14 protein-coding genes, 1 pseudogene, 1 riboswitch and 1 other annotated feature are annotated in these 18551 nt (G+C 29.7%); of the genes and pseudogenes, 12 read left to right on the top strand and 3 right to left on the bottom strand.

The window, feature by feature from the left end:
- The first annotated feature begins 94 nt into the window (after window positions 1–94).
- From CLOBL_RS19415 to CLOBL_RS19380, 7 genes are all read left to right on the top strand, one after another.
- Window positions 95–1489, top strand: a complete 1395-nt coding sequence (locus CLOBL_RS19415) for a L,D-transpeptidase family protein (protein WP_077860530.1) — start codon at window positions 95–97, stop codon at window positions 1487–1489.
- 187 nt (window positions 1490–1676) lie between these two features.
- Window positions 1677–1909: a binding site (T-box leader), on the top strand.
- Window positions 1910–1994: 85 nt separating this feature from the next.
- Window positions 1995–3902 carry a threonine--tRNA ligase gene (gene thrS, locus CLOBL_RS19405; protein ID WP_077860528.1) on the top strand — a complete coding sequence of 636 codons (1908 nt, stop codon included), beginning with the start codon at window positions 1995–1997 and terminating at the stop codon, window positions 3900–3902.
- A gap of 241 nt (window positions 3903–4143) precedes the next feature.
- On the top strand, window positions 4144–5163 hold the full coding sequence (locus CLOBL_RS19400) for an aldo/keto reductase (protein ID WP_077860527.1): 1020 nt from the start codon (window positions 4144–4146) through the stop codon (window positions 5161–5163).
- Between the two features lie 370 nt (window positions 5164–5533).
- On the top strand, window positions 5534–6592 hold the full coding sequence (locus tag CLOBL_RS19395) for a BMP family ABC transporter substrate-binding protein (RefSeq protein ID WP_077860526.1): 1059 nt from the start codon (window positions 5534–5536) through the stop codon (window positions 6590–6592).
- Window positions 6593–6611: 19 nt separating this feature from the next.
- A complete protein-coding gene (locus CLOBL_RS19390) occupies window positions 6612–8657 on the top strand; it encodes a methyl-accepting chemotaxis protein (RefSeq protein WP_077860525.1) in 2046 nt (681 codons plus the stop codon).
- A 431-nt stretch (window positions 8658–9088) separates the two neighbouring features.
- Window positions 9089–9244, top strand: a riboswitch (glycine riboswitch).
- 137 nt (window positions 9245–9381) lie between these two features.
- Window positions 9382–10788 (top strand): amino acid permease, encoded by a 1407-nt coding sequence (locus CLOBL_RS19385; protein WP_077860524.1) that lies wholly within the window; start codon window positions 9382–9384, stop codon window positions 10786–10788.
- 357 nt (window positions 10789–11145) lie between these two features.
- A complete protein-coding gene (locus CLOBL_RS19380) occupies window positions 11146–11649 on the top strand; it encodes a hypothetical protein (protein WP_077860523.1) in 504 nt (167 codons plus the stop codon).
- 191 nt (window positions 11650–11840) lie between these two features.
- Here the strand turns inward: CLOBL_RS19380 and CLOBL_RS19375 are convergent, their stop codons facing one another.
- A complete protein-coding gene (locus tag CLOBL_RS19375; protein ID WP_077860522.1) occupies window positions 11841–12416 on the bottom strand; it encodes a hypothetical protein in 576 nt (191 codons plus the stop codon).
- A 213-nt stretch (window positions 12417–12629) separates the two neighbouring features.
- On the opposite strand from CLOBL_RS19375, the gene CLOBL_RS19370 reads away from it, so the two are divergent.
- Window positions 12630–13259 carry an HD domain-containing protein gene (locus CLOBL_RS19370; protein ID WP_077860521.1) on the top strand — a complete coding sequence of 210 codons (630 nt, stop codon included), beginning with the start codon at window positions 12630–12632 and terminating at the stop codon, window positions 13257–13259.
- A gap of 19 nt (window positions 13260–13278) precedes the next feature.
- On the opposite strand, the gene CLOBL_RS19365 is transcribed toward CLOBL_RS19370, so the two are convergent.
- Window positions 13279–13683 (bottom strand): PTS sugar transporter subunit IIB, encoded by a 405-nt coding sequence (locus CLOBL_RS19365; RefSeq protein WP_077860520.1) that lies wholly within the window; start codon window positions 13681–13683, stop codon window positions 13279–13281.
- A gap of 235 nt (window positions 13684–13918) precedes the next feature.
- On the opposite strand from CLOBL_RS19365, the gene CLOBL_RS19360 reads away from it, so the two are divergent.
- The 4 genes from CLOBL_RS19360 to CLOBL_RS19345 all read left to right on the top strand — a co-directional run bounded on the left by CLOBL_RS19360 (window position 13919) and on the right by CLOBL_RS19345 (window position 18288).
- Window positions 13919–15190, top strand: a complete 1272-nt coding sequence (locus tag CLOBL_RS19360) for a WS/DGAT domain-containing protein (RefSeq protein ID WP_242953880.1) — start codon at window positions 13919–13921, stop codon at window positions 15188–15190.
- 539 nt (window positions 15191–15729) lie between these two features.
- Entirely contained in the window at window positions 15730–16371 is a 642-nt protein-coding gene (locus tag CLOBL_RS19355; RefSeq protein ID WP_077860519.1) for a glycoside hydrolase family 11 protein, read from the top strand.
- 238 nt (window positions 16372–16609) lie between these two features.
- The gene (locus tag CLOBL_RS19350; RefSeq protein ID WP_077860518.1) at window positions 16610–17440 is read left to right on the top strand and encodes an SUMF1/EgtB/PvdO family nonheme iron enzyme; all 831 of its coding nucleotides are present in this window, start codon (window positions 16610–16612) and stop codon (window positions 17438–17440) included.
- A gap of 260 nt (window positions 17441–17700) precedes the next feature.
- Window positions 17701–18288 (top strand): ACP phosphodiesterase, encoded by a 588-nt coding sequence (locus CLOBL_RS19345; RefSeq protein ID WP_077860517.1) that lies wholly within the window; start codon window positions 17701–17703, stop codon window positions 18286–18288.
- A 70-nt stretch (window positions 18289–18358) separates the two neighbouring features.
- On the opposite strand, the pseudogene CLOBL_RS19340 reads toward CLOBL_RS19345, so the two are convergent.
- A pseudogene (locus CLOBL_RS19340) lies at window positions 18359–18551 on the bottom strand (aldo/keto reductase); the annotation flags it as partial.

The following is an 18551-nucleotide window of genomic DNA, read 5'->3' as shown; positions in this document are numbered from 1 at the left end:
CATAGAATTAGAAAATTTGGAGAATATTCTGAAAATATAAGCATATCATAAATTAATTAATATATTTATGTTTTAGTAAAGGATGTAAATCTATATGAAGAATATTAATATAAAAAAGCCTTTTAAAAACTATCATACAGGAAGAATTATTATTCTGATATCTTCAATGGTACTAATTTATTTACTTATTTCATTATATTTTGTTAATCATTACTTTTTTAATACAGTAATAAATGGAGTAAATGTATCATTAAAAGCACATGAGGATGTAAGTGATATAATTAAAAATTACATTGAAAATTATAAGTTACAGCTAATCGAAAGAGAAGGAGAAACAGAAGAAATATTAGGACAAGATATAGGATTACAATATAATGAAAAAAATGATATTTCTAAAATCAATAAACTTCAAAGTTCATATAAATGGATAAGTTCATTATTAAAGGAACAAGATTATTATGAAGATGATTTATTTTTTTATAATAAAGATAATCTGGAAAATAAAATAAATCAATTAAATTGTTTGAATAAGGAGATTATAGAACCACAAAATGTGAGCTTTAAATACTCAAGTGGTTTATATGAAGTAGTTAAAGAGGTATATGGAAACAAAATATATAAGGACAAGCTAAATGAGACTATAAAAATGAGTATAACGCAAGGAAAAACAAAATTAAATTTGGATGAGAATCTTTGTTATGAAAATCCAGAATATACTACTACTTCTAATAAGACTATGGAAGCTATTAATTTGCTAAACAAGTATACATCGACAAAGATAACCTACATATTTGGAAATAAGAGTGAAGTTCTGGATGGAAGTATAATAAATGGGTGGCTTGGCGTTGATGATAACTTAGATGTAGAAATAAATGAAAAAGCAGTTAATGAATACTTGAAAAACTTAAGCAAAAAATATGACACAGTTGGTATAACAAGAAAGTTTAAAGCATCTATAAATAAAATAGTAGAAGTTAAGGGTGGATTTTATGGTTGGAAAATTAATTGTGTATCTGAAACAAAAGCACTATTAGAAAACATAAAACATGGGGATATACTTCAAAAAGAACCGATATATACTCAAAAGGCTTTATATAGAGATGAAGATGATATAGGAAAAACTTATGTAGAAATTAATCTGACAAGGCAGCATTTATGGTTTTATAAGGAAGGGAAGCTTATAACTCAAGGTGACATAGTAACAGGTAACCCTAATAGAGGAAATCCTACTAAGCTTGGTGTTTATATGCTTAACTATAAAGAAAAAGGATCAACATTAAATGGAGAAAATTATGAAACAAAAGTAAGCTATTGGATGCCTTTTAACGGAAACATAGGTATACATGATGCAAGTTGGAGATATTCTTTTGGCGGAGATATATATAAGAGCAATGGGTCTCATGGATGTGTAAATGCTCCACTATATTTAGCGAAAAAAATCTTTGATAATATAGAAGATGGAACTCCTATTATTTGTTATGAAGAATAGAAAAATGGTGAAGAGTACATTGCTTAGTAACTTATAAATATATATTTAATATTTACAATTGATTAAAAAAGTGCTAATATTATTTTCAAATAAGAGGAAAGTGCACGAAACTCTTAAAGGCACATTCAAAAAATAATAAGTTAATTTTAATCCATTGCATTTTTCTATGTGCCTAAAATTAAATATTAATTGAGCAATGAGAGGGAAAAGTATTATAGAATACAGTTTTCAGAGATGGAGTGTCAAAAGGCTGTAAGCATTCCTAAATATGACTATAAGAAAAACTACCCTGGAGCTATGGCTGATTATCAAAATTTTGTGAAAAGTCATCGGTGGAAATCGTTAAAAATTATAGAGATGAATTGGATTGTTTTAATTCAATTTGGGTGGAACCACGGATATTATGCATTCGTCCCAAGGCTTGGGATGAATGCTTTTTTTGTACAAAAAATTAAGAATGTGTATATAAGAAATAAATTAGTTTAGTAAAAGGAGGTAATTAGTTATGATGAATATAAAACTTAAAGATGGATCAATAAAGGAAATTTCAGAAGACTCAAGCATTTATGAACTTGCAGGTTTAATCAGTAAAAATTTAGCTAAAGTTGCAATAGTAGGGGAAGTAAATGGAACTTTAGTTGATTTAAGTTATAAATTAAAAGACAATGATGAGGTAAATATTTTAACTTATGACGATGAAAAAGCAGTTGAAGTAATAAGACATTCTACTTCGCATATTATGGCTCAGGCAGTTAAAAGACTTTATAAAAATGCAAAACTTGCTATAGGCCCATCAATAGAAAATGGTTTTTATTATGATTTTGATATAGAAAATTCATTATCTGTAGAAGACCTAAGTAAGATTGAAGCGGAAATGAACAAAATAATAAGTGAAAATTTAAGTTTTGAGAGAATTGATGTTTCAAGAGAAGAGGCAATAAAGTTAATGGAGGAAAAAGGAGAAAACTATAAAGTAGAGTTAATTCTAGATCTTCCAGAAGGTGAAAAAATATCTTTATATAAGCAGGGAGATTATATTGATCTTTGTAGAGGACCTCATATTCCTTCTACAAAATATTTAAAGGCTTTTAAATTAATAAGCGTTGCAGGTGCATATTGGAGAGGAAATGAAAAAAATAAAATGCTTCAGAGAATATATGGTGTGGCATTTTCAAATAAAACATTATTGGAAACTCATTTGCACAATTTAGAAGAAGCTAAAAAGAGAGATCATAGAAAATTAGGAAAAGAATTAAAATTATTTACTTTTGCTGATGAGGGACCAGGCTTTCCATTTATGCTTCCTAAAGGAGTAATTCTAAAAAATACTTTAATTGATTTTTGGAGAAAATTACATTATGAAGCGGGATATATAGAGATAGAAACACCAATAATGCTTAATAAAAAATTATGGGAAACTTCAGGGCATTGGTATCATTATAAAGAGAATATGTATACTTCAATGATTGATGAAGAAGAATTTGCTTTAAAACCTATGAATTGTCCAGGTGGAATGTTGGTGTATAAGTCAGAAGCACACTCTTATAGGGATTTTCCAATGAGAGTTGGGGAACTTGGAAGAGTTCATAGACATGAACTTTCAGGGGCATTACATGGACTTATGAGAGTAAGAGCCTTTACACAAGATGATGCGCATATATTTATGTTGCCAAATCAGATAAAATCAGAGATAAAAGGTGTTATAGAGCTCATAGACAAGGTGTATTCAAAGTTTGGTTTTAAATACAGTCTTGAACTTTCTACAAGGCCAGAGGATTCAATGGGAAGTGATGAAGATTGGGAGCTTGCAGAGAACTCATTAAAAGGTGCGTTGGATGAATTAAACCTTGATTACAAAATAAATGAAGGAGATGGAGCCTTCTATGGACCTAAGATAGACTTCCATCTTGAAGATAGCATAGGCAGGACATGGCAATGTGGAACAATTCAATTAGATTTTCAACTTCCTCAAAGATTTGAATTAGATTATATTGGAAACGATGGAGAAAAGCATAGACCGATAGTAATCCATAGAGTTATATTTGGAAGTATAGAAAGATTTATGGGAATATTAATAGAACACTTTGCAGGAAAGTTTCCAACATGGTTAGCTCCGGTTCAGGTAAAAGTACTTCCAATATCAAATAAATTCAATGATTATTCAGAGAAAATAAAAAAGCAGCTAAGTGATGCTGAAATAAGAGTTGAAGCGGATTATAGAGATGAGAAGATAGGGTATAAAATAAGAGAAGCTAGAAATGAGAGAGTTCCTTATATAATAGTAGTTGGAGAGAAAGAAGAGGCAGAAAATAAGATTTCATTGCGAAGCAGAAAAAATGGAGACGAAGGAATCTTAGAACTAGAAAAATTAATGCAAAGAATTAGTGATGAAGTGATAAATAAGAAATTATAATAATTTCAACAAGATTACTGTATAATTTACTATAAAGAAGAACAATAAAAGCAGAGTAAAGCTTTAATTGTTCTTTTTTAGCATGGAAGTTTATTCAAAAATTTGACATAGAGTTAACTTTAAGTATTATAATATATACGTCGTAATTAAAAATTTACAATTATGGTTGAAATCTTTTTTCTAACATGAAGGTAAATAAGGAAAAATAGTATTTAGGAAATATAAGAAAGGTGATGGTAATGTGGTAAATGTTACATTAGGAAGAACAGAAATTACAGTAAACAGAAATGGCTTTGGTGCTCTTCCAGTTCAACGTGTTTCGAGTGAAGAAGCAGTAAAGCTACTCAGAAAGGCTTATGATAATGGTATTAATTTTTTTGATTCAGCAAGAAGTTATACGGATAGTGAATATAAAATAGGTCTTGCTTTAAGTGATGTAAGGGATAAAATAATTCTTGCGACAAAGACACCATCTACTACAGTCGAAGGCTTTTGGAGTGATTTGGAAAAGAGTCTTGAAATGCTCAAAACAGATTATATTGATATTTATCAATTTCACAATCCAAATTTTTGTCCAAAGCCAAATGATGGAACAGGACTTTATGAAGCAATGCTGCAGGCAAAAGAACAAGGAAAAATTCGTTTTATAGGTATCACAAATCATAGGCTTCCAGTAGCCATAGAAGCCGTTGAATCAGGACTTTACGATACTTTACAATTTCCATTTAGCTATCTTGCAGATAAAAAGGAAGAAGACTTAGTAAAGTTATGTAAGGAGAAAAATGTTGGATACATTTGTATGAAAGCTTTAGCAGGAGGGCTTATTACAAGAAGTGAGGTGGCTTATGCATATCTTGCTAAGTTTGATAATACATTACCTATTTGGGGAATTCAAAGAGAAAGAGAACTTGATGAATTCATTTCTTATATAGAAAATCCTCCTGTAATGACAGGTGAGATTAAGGAGTATATTGAAAGTGAAAGAAAAGAACTTGCAGGTGAATTTTGCCGTGGCTGTGGTTACTGTATGCCTTGTCCAGCAGGTATAGAAATTAACAACTGTGCAAGAATGTCGTTGCTTCTTCGCCGTTCTCCATCAGCAGGACATCTTTCAGAAGAAGGACAGGCTAAGATGAAGAAAATTGAAGACTGTATAGAGTGTGGTAATTGTAAAGCTCATTGTCCTTATGGTCTTGATACCCCAAATCTTTTAAAGAGAAATTATGAGGATTATAAAACCTTTCTAAAAAATATAAATTAGGTATAGAGATAAATTAAGCCTTTCTGAAGCTTTATAGCCAAGGAGGGTTTTTTTGTGCAAAAATATAAGAAATTTAAATCTCAAAATTTAATGATGTGGAAAAGGAAGGATAAGTTAATTGCTTTTTTAACTAGCTATTTTAACTAAAACTTTACCTGATTATAAAGCGAAATATTACAAAAGATTATTATAATATAGATAATGCAAATTTCGCTAAAAAAACCAAAGTATCAATAAATTATGATATAAATTACTCTATAAGTATAGGGCATGAGTGATACTAATTGCTCTGAAATAATTATAGTATTAATTATTTGGTGAAACAGTATTGGTCTATATTAATTAATGAATTGGATTGGAGATAAGCAAAATGAAAAAAATCAGATCTAAAATAGTTTTATTAATTATTTTATGCATTTCCACTTTTTTGATAGGATGCTCAACGGGAAATACTCAAAAGGATTTGGATTTTCAAGGAAATGCTAATTCAGAGCCACTTAATATTGGGATAGTAACAGATATTGGTGGAATTACTGACCATTCATTTAATCAATCTGCTTGGGAAGGCCTTCAAAAAGCACAAAATGATTTAGGTATAAAAGCAAATTATATTGAAACTAAAGATACTAATGATTATATTAAAAATTTAGAAACTTTTTCTGATGGAAAAAATGATTTAGTATGGGGAATTGGATTTATGATGGCAGATCCTATTACAGAAGAAACTAAAAAACATCAGAATCAGAGATATGCCATAATAGATAATACTTATGGAGATGAAACACCTTCAAATGTATTGGGAGTAACTTTTAAGGAAAATGAAAGTTCCTTTCTAGTAGGTTACATAGCGGGAAAAATGACTAAGACTAATCAAGTTGGCTTTATAGGAGGAATAGAGAGTCCTGTAATAGAGAGATTTGAATCAGGCTATATGGCAGGAGTGAAATATGCAAATCCAAATTGCCAAATTATAAGTGAATATGCAAATTCATTTTCTGATCCAGTAAAAGGAAAAGAGATTGCTACAAAAATGTACAATGCAGGAGCTGATATAATATTTCATGCATCAGGATCAACTGGAGATGGACTTATAGAATGTGCTAAAGAAATGAATAAGTATTGTATAGGGGTGGACTCGGATCAAAGTATTTCCGCACCTAATAATGTTATAACTTCAGCGATGAAAAGAGTTGATACTGCTATATATAATACAGTAAAAGATTTAAAAGAAGGAAAATGGAATGGTGGAGCTACAATAGAATATGGCTTAGCAGAAGGTGGAGTTGATATAGCACCAACAAGCGATAAACTTGTTCCAAAAGATATTTTAAATGAAGTTGATAATATTAAGGCACAGATAATATCAGGAAACTTAAAGGTTCCGGCAACAAAGGGTGAATATAATAAATTTTTAACAGATAAAAATTAAAAAATGGGGAGCTAGAGTTATGAAATTTAAAGATAAAAATGATTTACAGATTAATAAACGAATAAAATTATTAAATATACGTTCATTAAATGTAAAAAAGGATTTTAAGGCACTATTGCTTATTATTTTTATCCTTCTTGTTCTTGTGCCTCTTATCTGTATTGGTACATATAGCAGTATAAATTCTTCAAACTTAATTAAAGAGAGTGTATATAGTTCAAATGAACAGATGATAGGAAGAATAAATGATAATATAAATCTTAATCTTAACCAAATTCAAATTCAAATTCAATCAATAGCAGATAATCCAAGTATCAAAACAATGGATGTAGACAGAATACAAAGTATTTTAATTCAAGGTGCAAGGTCTAATTCATTTGTAAATGGTATATTAATTGCTGATGTAAAAGGTCATATTCTTTATAATACTTCAGGTATTTATAAGAATATTTCTAAAGATGAGTATTTTACTAGTTCAATGTCTGGAAAATCACAATATTCAAGTGTTAGAATTTCGGAAGTTAATAATAAGCCTTTAGAATTTTATTATAGTGTACCTGTTAAGATTGGTACGAATATTGTAGGCTGCATAGCTGCCACTATTGATGTGAATACATTAAGTAAAGTTATAGAAGATACGCAAAAAAATGAAAATGCTAATACTTTTATAGTGGATAACAATGGAATAGTAATTGCACATAAGGATTGGACAGACTTCAATAATACCTCGATATATAAGAATTTTTCACCAGTGAAAGATGCTGTTACAGGAAAAAGCGGTCAAAATATTTATAGTTACAATAACCAGAAGTTATTAGCAGTTTATTCAACTATTCCAAATCTTAATTGGGGGATTTTAACGACCATTCCTTATGACATTGCTTTCGCCGATATAATGACACAGAATACTATTTTTCTAATACTAGGAATATTGATGTTTGCTACTAGTATATTAGCTGCATTATTTATTTCAGCATCTATCACTAAGCCTTTATATAATTTAACTGAAGTCATGGAAGTTGTTTCAACTGGGGATTTTACAGCCAAATTGGAAGAGAGATTTTTGAAACGTCAAGACCAGTTTGGAGGGATAGCAAGGCAATTTAATGATATGATGTATAAAAATTGCACACTTATTGACAGAGTAAAAAATATGATTGGAACAGTACAAAGCACTAACAAGGATACAAGTAATCAGATAGATGAACTGATTTTAGCAAGTCAGAATGTAAGCAAAGCAATGGAGGAACTTGCTCATGGTACAGGAGAACAAGCTAATGATATGGAGACAATAATGAATAAATTTTCAATGTTAGAGAAAAGTTTGGATACAATGAATATAAATATAAGTAAAATTAATAAATATACTGAACAAACTAAAGAGAAAAATGAATTAGGAATCAGTTCTGCAAAAGAATTGAAGGAAGAATTTAATAATAATTATCAAGCTATACAAAATGTTGCAGCATATATAAAAAAATTAGCAGAGAAATCTGAATCTATTGGGAATATTACATCTTCAATAACAGAGATTTCTGAACAAACTAATCTATTAGCTTTAAATGCAGCAATAGAAGCAGCAAGAGCAGGAGAATCAGGGAAAGGTTTTGCCGTAGTTGCTGATGAAGTAAGAAAATTAGCAGAGCAATCTTCACAGTCTGCTAATGAGATTCGGGGAATAATAACTGAAATGAGTTCTGTTGTAAATAATATTGAAGTACAAATGATTGATACGACACAAATTGCTGAGAAATCTAATGACAAATTGGGAGTGACTATAGGAATATTTGATTCTATAATTAATAATTCTGATGAACTCATAAAAGGTATTAAATCACTTAATAATGAAATAAACAATGTAGAAAATAGTAAGAATGAAGTTGTTAAGTATCTAGAAAATACTTCAACTATTATAGAAGAAGGTTCAGCAACTACTGAGGAAGTTAGTGCTACAATGGAACAACAGCTAGCATCTATGGATGAAATATGTAATCAGATGCATAGTATTAATGATATGACTACAGAATTACAGGAATTTGTTGAAGTTTTTAAAACAGCAAAATAAATTTGTTTTTTCGATCTATATGTATTGAAATAATAATTCTCTATTTTAAGAAATTCTGTAAGAATTTCAACTGTAATTGTCAATTTTACTTTGTAAATTGAAATATATATAACTGATGAAAATAAACTGCCATCTGTCTACTTGACAGAAGACAGTTTAAAAGTGTTGGTATTATTATTTTATGTTTTAATAATCGTGATAAATTGTTTTCTGATTTTAATCAAAGTGAAAAAAATATTGCAATTCTATTGGAAATGTACTAGTATATAAATGTAAAATTTAATATTTTAACAATAAAATTTAAAGTTCAGATGAAGATAGCGGGAGAGCAATAGCTATGGCTATTCACCGAAGAAGTAAATCTTTCAGGTACCTAATTTTAAGCAGAATAACATTTTAATCACATGCTTTAATTAGAGATGACCGTTATTGGATGAACCCTTGGAGAGACTCTTAGAAGCGGAATAAAAAATAATAAATCAGTATGTTTGCATATTGAGCCAATTATTTTTTATAAGCTGAAATAGAGCACCGAAGGAGAAAGCTTAAAAAGCGAAACTCTCAGGTAAAAGGACAGGGGAAAGATAACATATCTTACAAAAGTAATAGGCTTATTATTACTTCATTTAGATCTTATCTATTCCCATTTGTATCTCCAATCAAAAATATTTATATAGTAAAAGTCATTTGAGTATATGGCTTTTGACTAAGATGGAGGAATAAAATGGATCAATTAACATCAAAAAATCAAAACTTATCAAGAGGACTAAAAAATCGTCATGTCCAATTACTTGCGATTGGAGGTGCGATAGGGACTGGATTATTCTTAGGCTCAGGTAGGTCTATTCATTTGGCTGGTCCATCTATTTTATTTGCGTATATGATAACAGGAATAATTTGTTTTTTTATTATGCGTGCCCTTGGTGAATTATTGCTTTCTAATTTAAATTATCATTCTTTTGTAGACTTTGTATATGAGTATTTAGGAGATCGAGCAGCATTCATCACTGGATGGACTTATTGGTTCTGTTGGATTTCACTTGCTATGGCTGATTTGACTGCAGCTGGACTTTATATACAATACTGGTTCCCAAGTATTGCTCAATGGGTTCCAAGTCTTATAGTTCTTGTAATCTTATTAATTATGAACCTTACTACAGTAAAATCATTTGGTGAAATGGAATTCTGGTTTGCTTTAATTAAGGTTGTTGCAATTATGGCACTAATTATAATTGGTACATTTATGATTATTAAAGGATTTTCTACAGATGCCGGTGCATCAAGTTTTGCAAATCTTTGGAGTCATGGAGGCTTGTTTCCAAATGGAGCAAGTGGCTTTATCCTTTCTTTCCAAATGGTTGTATTTGCTTTTACAGGAATAGAGTTAGTAGGACTCACAGCTGGTGAAACTGAAGATCCAGAACGTGTTATTCCAAAGGCTATCAACAATATTCCAATTAGAATTATTATTTTCTATATTGGAGCATTACTTGTTATTATGAGTATATATCCTTGGAATTCAATTAATCCAGATAAAAGCCCATTTGTACAGGTGTTTTCTGCAGTAGGAATTGTAGCAGCAGCTAGTATTGTAAATTTTGTTGTATTAACTTCAGCTGCATCTGCCTGCAATAGTGGTATTTTTAGTACAAGCCGTATGGTTTATTCCCTTGCTAAAGAAAATAATGCGCCACAGTCAATGAAAAAATTAACTTCGACTCAAGTACCGTCTAATGCTACGGTGTTTTCTGCAACTGTAATATTGATTTCGGTTATCTTAAACTTTATTATGCCAGAAGGGGTATTTGTGCTTATTACAAGTATATCAACATTCTGCTTTATATTTATTTGGGCAATTATAGTTATCTGTCACATGAAATATCGTAGGACTAATCCTAAGCTTGTAGCTAAGAGCAAATTCAAAATGCCTCTTTATCCAATTATTAACTATATAATTTTAGCATTTCTTGCTTTTGTTATAGTTACACTGGCGCTTAATAATGAAACTCGCGTAGCATTATTTGTAACCCCTGTATGGTTTATAATGCTCGGGGTAATTTACAATGTACTTAAATCAAAAAGAAAAAATGAAGAAGCGGTAAAATGTGATATGCAGATTCAAGAAGATTAATGATTATAGTTTATAAGAAAGGTTGAAGAATCCAATTAGATTATTTTTAAGAATAAAAAATATTTAGAAATTTAGTATAATATGAAAACCCTCGATTTTTTGAGGGTTTTTTATAATTCAATTAATTAAAAGTGTAGTGCATAAATTGTAAGATTGAAAGAATGGTTATGTATATTATGAATAATATACATGGCTTAAAATTTTTAAAATAAAGCAGTTCTTAGTAATAACATAAACAGTGAAGTTTACAAAGAAGAAGAAATAAGTCATAAATTTTCAATAGAGATCGAACGCACAAGTTTGAATAGAATTAATAAAATAGAAGTAGATTTATTGTAATTAGGAGAAGTGGCACTTATGGAATACAATAGCAATTCAGAAGCTGATAATAGGATATTTCTAGAAGTAATTGAAAATATGAATGAAGTGTTTTTAGATGAACGAAGGGATTTATTATATTATGAATACCTTGCTAGTTTAGCACCAACAGCTAAAGAAAGAGAAGCAATATATTCTATCATGAAAGAGAAGCGTTTATTTAGAAAGATGTATGAAGAACTTACGGGCATTGATATTTCAAATAAAGCTGAGGAAACGTTAGTAATGTCAGAATCATATTTAAGTGGGATAAGTGAACTTATAGATAGAGAAGAAATAAAAGTTAGTCGATATAAAGAGATTGGAGAAGGATTTCCAGCTGGATCGCCATATAAATATATGATGTGTAATATAATTGCAAATAAACTAAATCATATTACACAGCTTAATTCTATACTTTACGTGAATAATATGATTAATAACTTGATAATGAACGAAAATCATATAGATGGAGATACTGACCATTTTACTTTAGATGATTAGTTTAGAATGAAATAATTAGAACACTAATTACTCTATATATGTAATTGAAAATATAAAAGCTGGTAATTATTATTACTGGCTTTTGTATTTTCAATCTAGTAATACAATGCTATAATAAATAGTTTTGAATTTCATTCAATGACTAAAGACATTTGTTGTGATATTTACACAAAAAGTTAACTATATATAATTTACTTTTCTATTTTATTTTTGATCTGCTCAATTTCGGATGTTAACTGATTTATACGCAGCTCTAATTCTTTTATTTTATCAAAATTATTTTCAATAGATGAGTTTGTATTGGAATCATAATTTGCTCTCTTTTCGTTATTTGGGTCCGAATTATTATTATTCCATGAACTAGTGTTTTTAGTATTGCTTGTGGAAGTAGTTGTATAGAATGGATTTGCTGAATTATAATATTTAGGATTATAGAATGTTCCAGGCCCTCCTTGAAAATATTGTTGCTGGGCATTGTATGTTTCAATTGCTTGCCCGACTAGTTGTAGCCAGTTTCCAATCGCATTCTGAACATTAAAAGGAAGACTTCCGGATATTATATTTCCGAGTATTTCTCCTATTATTATGAATAATTCAGGATTTAAAGATTGAAATCCTGACGGTATATCGTAACATCCTGCATTATCAGAATTATTTGTTGAATTAGTATTATTTTTTTCACTTGTATTATTAGTATCTTTGTGACAATTAGTATATCCACAAGCCTTAGCTAAATCCTCAAAACTATTCCATCCCTTAAATTCCATTATTTCCTCTTAATATAAATATTTTTATTTATTATACTATTTCCTTTTTATAACTGATACCATTAAATATGAAACGTGGGTAATATAAAGATGGTGAATAAAACTTAGAAAAACAGATATTTTTTGCCAATTAGACAGTATGACACTAACACAATATGCTATAATCAAATAAAAGATCAATTTGGATTTAAATCATAATTATGGGAGGTAAAGATGTTTCCAAGTAAAGAAATTGCAGAAGAAGAATTAAGGTTAGCTGGACAATTAAATAAAGGACCATGGACAGAGCACTCTATAAATGTAGGATTAGCAGCTCAAATAATTGCAAAAAGGTGTGGAAATCTGAATTCAGATAAAGCGTATGTGTTAGGAATTCTTCATGACATTGGAAGAAGATATGGAGTAAGTGCAAGGAGACATGGAATTGATGGATATAATTTTGCAATGGAAAGAGGTTGGGATGAAGTAGGGAGAATTTGTATTACTCATTCATTCCCAGTTTCTGATTTTAACAAAGAAATAGGCAGAAATGATATGAAATATGAAGAAAGTGAATTTATTAGGCAGTATTTAAAAAACATAATATATGATGATTATGATAAATTAGTGATTATTTGTGATTCACTGGCTGATGCTCAAGGCTTTTGTATGCTGGAAAAACGTTTTGTCAATACAACAAGGCGCTATGGAGTATTTGATTTTACTGTTGAACGTTGGAATGCAACTTTTGAAATAAAAGAATATTTTGAACATCAAATTGGATGTTCTATTTATGATATACTTCCCAATATAAAAGAAACCGCATTTGTTGACGCCCCATTATGGAAGCCTTCAGAAAAATAGTTAAACAAGAATTTATTAGTTAGCTTTTACTATTTCGATAAGCAACATATCTAGTAATTGCCATAGTGTTTTCTTCACCAGGAAAATACACAGGATTTTTCTCTGTTTTATTATATAAATCTATTGCGTCTATAACATCTAATGCTAGTTCTTTAAAATTCATTAATCCATACATTCTCGGTGGAAGAATATAAATGGGCTTGTCTGGATTAGAGTTTTCTACCAGTTTTTTAACAGACATTATTAGATGAGGGCAGCATACAATAATATCAAATTCAGACATTTTCTTATTTACCAGCATGAATGGAGAAAATTCAATGTAATAATCATTTTGCATATTATTATCAAGTATTTCCTTATTCATCTTATTAGATAATGCACTTGAAGAAAAGCCGCCAGCACAACATAAAAGAATTTTTATCATTTTTAAGCCTCCATTGTAGAATACATAATTAGTTATTTGATAAGTATATAGTATCAAAATTAATACAATAATTCAATAAATAGGTATAATTAAATGGATAAAAGTAACTAAAGCTGAATTTATGTGAAAATTTTTAAATAGGTTAATAAATGCAATAAATATTAACTTTTAATTATATTTATGATGTTTAGATCTAAAAATGACTAATAGAATATTAGAAATAGGAAGTGAAATATTGAATAATAAATTTAAAATTTATAATGCTGAGGCATGGGATATTTTACAGCATCTTTTTAAGGTTAAAAAGATAAATGATCATACACTTCATTTTGTAGCAAAATTTTGTGGACAACTTGATTTGAGGCGTTTTAGTAAGGCAGTTAATGCTTCAATAGATGCATTTGCTTTACTAAGATGTGAATATAATGAATCTAAAGGACATCCATATTGGAAAGACAGAGGTTATACCGCAGATGATATTATAGAAGTTGTAGAAGCAGAAAATACTGATAAATGTATAGATAAGTATATTTGTGAAGAGATAAATGAATTTAATGGTCCACAATTGAAGATTAAAATAATTAGAAGTAGAAAAAATGATGCCATGTGCGTCTTAATAAATCACATGTTATGTGATGCAGCTGGTTTTAAAGATTATTTGTATATGCTGAGTGATATTTATACTAATGCAAACAATGAAACAAGGGAAGATTATCAAATAACAGCTATGGGCAATCGAAAAATTGGACAAATATTTAAAACCTTTTCATTGCTGGATAAGTTGAAAATAGTATTTAGCAAAATCGATATGTCTAAAAATGATTCTGCAAAGTTTGAGTTAGAAGGAGATCTTAATAATCCTTTTATTGAAATTCGTACGATTAACAAGGAACGATTCTGTAGGATTAAAACTTATGCTAAAGAGCATAGTGCCACAATAAATGACATTATGCTAGCAGCTTATATTCGTGTTTTATATCAGTTATTTGGCCGAACATTGACAATACCATGTGCTGTTGACTTAAGAAAATACCTATCAAATCATAAAGCTCTTGGCATTTGCAATTTGGTTACAAATATTAATTGCAGCATAGGAACAGAAATTGGTACAACATTTGAAGAAACTGTTTGTAAGGTAAAATCGACGATGGATAAACAAAAATTTGACATAAGCTGTGTTAAAAGTTTAATCGTTCTGGAAAAGGCTTTTGATGTTTTTCCATATAAGATTGCAGAAGCTATTGTAAATAAGAATTTTTCGAATCCACTTATTGCAATCACAAATATAGGAATAATTGATAAGAAGCGCATTATTTTTGAAAAAGTTGAAATTGTAGAAGCATATATAACAGGGTCAATTAAATACAATCCGTATGTTCAGCTAGCTATATCAACATTTGATAATAAGATAACACTTAGCATTAATCTATATGGAACTAAAGCAGATCAAAATAAGATATCTTCATTTTTGGATAGGTTTATTAATGAATTACAGGATGTTATATAACAAGCAGTATCAATTAGTGGATTTTTTGTCAGTGGACCAGTGACAGCGCTTATAGTATTTGCGTTACCAGTTATATAGAAACAAAACTAAATTTTAATTTAAGTACATTATCTAAAGATAAAATAATTAAAAGGTTGAGAAAAATTTATTATAAATAATCTCAAAAATATCTAACGATACAGTCATTAATTTGGCTGTATTTTTTATTGTTTTATATAAACGGAAATAAAAGGATGAAAAAATATATATAAAAATTAGTATAAAATATATAATTTTATTGGTTTTGAAATAAAAGTAAATTTAGTAAAATAATCACAGAACAATTTGAATTAATCTTAGAAATGAGGTGAACGTTAGAGATTAAAGGAATATGACAGAGGATAAGGCATGTATTACAAAGAAAAATACTCAACAAAAAATAAAATAAAGTAATTTACAAAAGGTAATATTCAAGTAGTATGCAGGTAAATAATAACAAATAAAAATATTTCATATTTTAAAGTAACTGAGTAGTTACAATGAAAAAGGGGTAATTTAGAATGAAAAAAAAAGGATTAAAATTATTTTTAGCATCTTTAATGTGCTGTACACTTGCACTTTCTGTTGTAAACGTAAACGCAAATGCAGCGACTACAGATTACTGGCAAAATTGGACTGATGGTGGTGGAACAGTAAATGCCACTAATGGATCTGATGGTAATTACAGTGTTTCATGGTCGAATTGCGGAAATTTCGTTGTTGGTAAAGGCTGGAATACTGGATCGCCATCTAGAGTGGTAAACTACAATGCTGGAGCCTTCTCACCATCTGGTAATGGATACTTGTCTCTTTATGGATGGACAAGAAATTCACTTATAGAATATTATGTTGTTGATAATTGGGGAACTTATAGACCTACTGGAACTTATAAGGGTACTGTAACAAGTGATGGAGGGACATATGACATATATACAGCTACACGAACTAATGCACCTTCAATTGATGGTACAGCAACTTTCACTCAGTTTTGGAGTGTCAGACAATCGAAGAGATCGATCGGTACTAACAATGCCATAACTTTTAGCAACCATGTTAACGCATGGAAGAGTAAAGGAATGAATCCTGGAAGTAGCTGGGCTTATCAAATGATTGCTACAGAAGGATATCAAAGTAGTGGATACTCTAATGTAACTGTGTGGTAGTAAATCAAATTTAATCGGCTGACTTATGTACATCTGATTGTTTTTAGAATTATTAAGAGTTTTATTTAATCATTTAATATTATTAGGGGTGGTTAGTTTAATAGCTGACGGCTTTATATATTAAAAAATTACATTTACCTGCATATTACTTAAATATTACCATTGTTGCTATAATAGGCACATTATAATAGGATCATATGACTTTATAATATTTCATATCAGTAAGGGAGAGATATCAATGAGAAAATTACTAATATTTCTTTTAATGGTAATAATGATTTTTACTACCGCATGCTCGCAAGAAAACCTTAATAGGCTTATATTAGTTAAAGGAGGCACTTTTATAAATACGAAATCCAATTACTATGGGAAAAGTGTGCCAATATCGAACTTTTATATTGATAAATACGAAGTGACTCAAAAAGAGTGGTCTGAGGTAATGGGAAGCAATCCGTCAGAATTCAAAGATGATAATTTGCCAGTAGAAATGGTAAGTTGGTATGATTGCATTGAATATTGCAACAAGAGGAGTATAAAAGAGGGCTTAAAACCTTATTATAATATAGACAAGAATAAAAAAGATCCTAATAATAAGAATGATATGGATGATATTAAATGGACAGTAACGATTAATGATGGAGCTAATGGCTATAGATTACCGACAGAGGCAGAGTGGGAATATGCCGCGGATGGGGGGCAAATGAGTAAGGATTATACGTACAGTGGGAGTAACAATTCCGACGAAGTAGCATGGTATTGGAGGAACACAGGAAATAAATATTTATCAGGAGACTGGAACTGGCCTATGATAGAAAATAATAATAGTAAAACAAAATCTGTTGGAGCCAAGAGACCTAACGAGTTAGGGCTCTATGATATGTCTGGTAATGTAAGAGAATGGTGCTGGAACTGGTATGGAAACTTGGATAGTACTAATGGATCTGCCCGTGTTTGTAAAGGAGGAGGTTGGATTGGTGATGTTTCTTGTTGCGAGTCGTCTTTCAGAGGCAAATATGAGCCAAATAGTAAAGGCCCTGATCAAGGTTTTCGTGTGTGTCGTAACGAGTAAACTGGAGCTGCTGATACGCTAAAATATATTAAAAGACGATAAGTAAGGTTAAGGAGATTCGTAAAAATTATTAATGTATATGAATAATGGAAGAGAGCCAAGTTCATAAGGAAATGGCTCTCTTATATGGTACAATTATATTTAGTAATTACTGAATGGATAAAAGCAATCGGTAAAATTTTAAGATACATATTATGAAGAAGTTGAAATCTTAGAGTAAGTCGCTTTGGTTAACATCATAGGATTTGAAAGGAGAAAAAATGAATTATTTAGCTCATATATACCTCTCAGATAACAGCGAAGAAAATATGCTTGGAAATTTCTTGGGGGATTTTGTGAATAAGTCTTTAGAAGATCAATTTGAATACTCTATAAAGCAAGGAATTTTTATGCATAAAAAACTTGATACTTTTACGGATTCACATTCGGATTTTTTAAGGAGCAGGAAAAGAATTTCAAGCATCAATAGGCGCCTTTCAGGTGTATTAACTGATATATTTTATGATCATTTTCTAGCTAAAAATTGGGATGACTATTCTTCAATATCATTAGAAGAATATGCAGATGATTTTTATAAGATACTTAAAAAGTTTTATTACTGCCTGCCAGATAAATTAATAAAAAGAATGCCTTATATAATAGAAGAAAATTGGCTTCTTTCAAATAGAGACATAAGTGGTATTGAAAGAACAGTGGAGAGGATTGCTAAAAGATTTTTAAATACAAGGCATCCTTTAGTAAATCCTATTGACGAACTTATTAATAATTATGAAGGTCTTGAAAATGATTTTAAATGTTTTTATCCTAATGCAATTGAATATGCCAAAGAACTTAAGGAAAACCTTTAGAGTAGTTCAATTAGTAAAATGATAATAAAACTCTTTTTGAAAAATTATTGAAATCCATTTAACTAAAAAATTATGTAAATTTTGATTCAAACACTTTTTTTATTGAGGAAATAAGCTTTTGATCTTCTTCTGACATAACATTAAGTTTTGCTTGATTAAATATTCTAAGGTTGTCCTTTAACTGCTCAAGAGTGGTTGTTCCGCTTAATATAACAGAAGTTTCTGGCATATTGTATAGCCAGCGGAAACACCATTCTACAATA

Source organism: Clostridium sp. BL-8, from assembly GCF_002006495.1.
GTDB lineage: Bacteria > Bacillota > Clostridia > Clostridiales > Clostridiaceae > Clostridium.
Note: the sequence above shows the minus strand (reverse complement) of the source record. Positions and strands in the feature narration are given on the sequence as shown.

Excerpts from the sequence above, each read along its gene's own strand:
- CLOBL_RS19415 (WP_077860530.1), top strand. The coding sequence starts at position 95 with ATGAAGAATATTAATATAAAAAAGCCTTTTAAAAACTATCATACAGGA.
- thrS (WP_077860528.1), top strand. The coding sequence starts at position 1,995 with ATGATGAATATAAAACTTAAAGATGGATCAATAAAGGAAATTTCAGAA.
- CLOBL_RS19395 (WP_077860526.1), top strand. The coding sequence starts at position 5,534 with ATGAAAAAAATCAGATCTAAAATAGTTTTATTAATTATTTTATGCATT.
- CLOBL_RS19390 (WP_077860525.1), top strand. The coding sequence starts at position 6,612 with ATGAAATTTAAAGATAAAAATGATTTACAGATTAATAAACGAATAAAA.
- CLOBL_RS19385 (WP_077860524.1), top strand. The coding sequence starts at position 9,382 with ATGGATCAATTAACATCAAAAAATCAAAACTTATCAAGAGGACTAAAA.
- CLOBL_RS19380 (WP_077860523.1), top strand. The coding sequence starts at position 11,146 with ATGGAATACAATAGCAATTCAGAAGCTGATAATAGGATATTTCTAGAA.
- CLOBL_RS19375 (WP_077860522.1), bottom strand. The coding sequence starts at position 12,416 with ATGGAATTTAAGGGATGGAATAGTTTTGAGGATTTAGCTAAGGCTTGT.
- CLOBL_RS19370 (WP_077860521.1), top strand. The coding sequence starts at position 12,630 with ATGTTTCCAAGTAAAGAAATTGCAGAAGAAGAATTAAGGTTAGCTGGA.
- CLOBL_RS19365 (WP_077860520.1), bottom strand. The coding sequence starts at position 13,683 with ATGATAAAAATTCTTTTATGTTGTGCTGGCGGCTTTTCTTCAAGTGCA.
- CLOBL_RS19355 (WP_077860519.1), top strand. The coding sequence starts at position 15,730 with ATGAAAAAAAAAGGATTAAAATTATTTTTAGCATCTTTAATGTGCTGT.
- CLOBL_RS19350 (WP_077860518.1), top strand. The coding sequence starts at position 16,610 with ATGAGAAAATTACTAATATTTCTTTTAATGGTAATAATGATTTTTACT.
- CLOBL_RS19345 (WP_077860517.1), top strand. The coding sequence starts at position 17,701 with ATGAATTATTTAGCTCATATATACCTCTCAGATAACAGCGAAGAAAAT.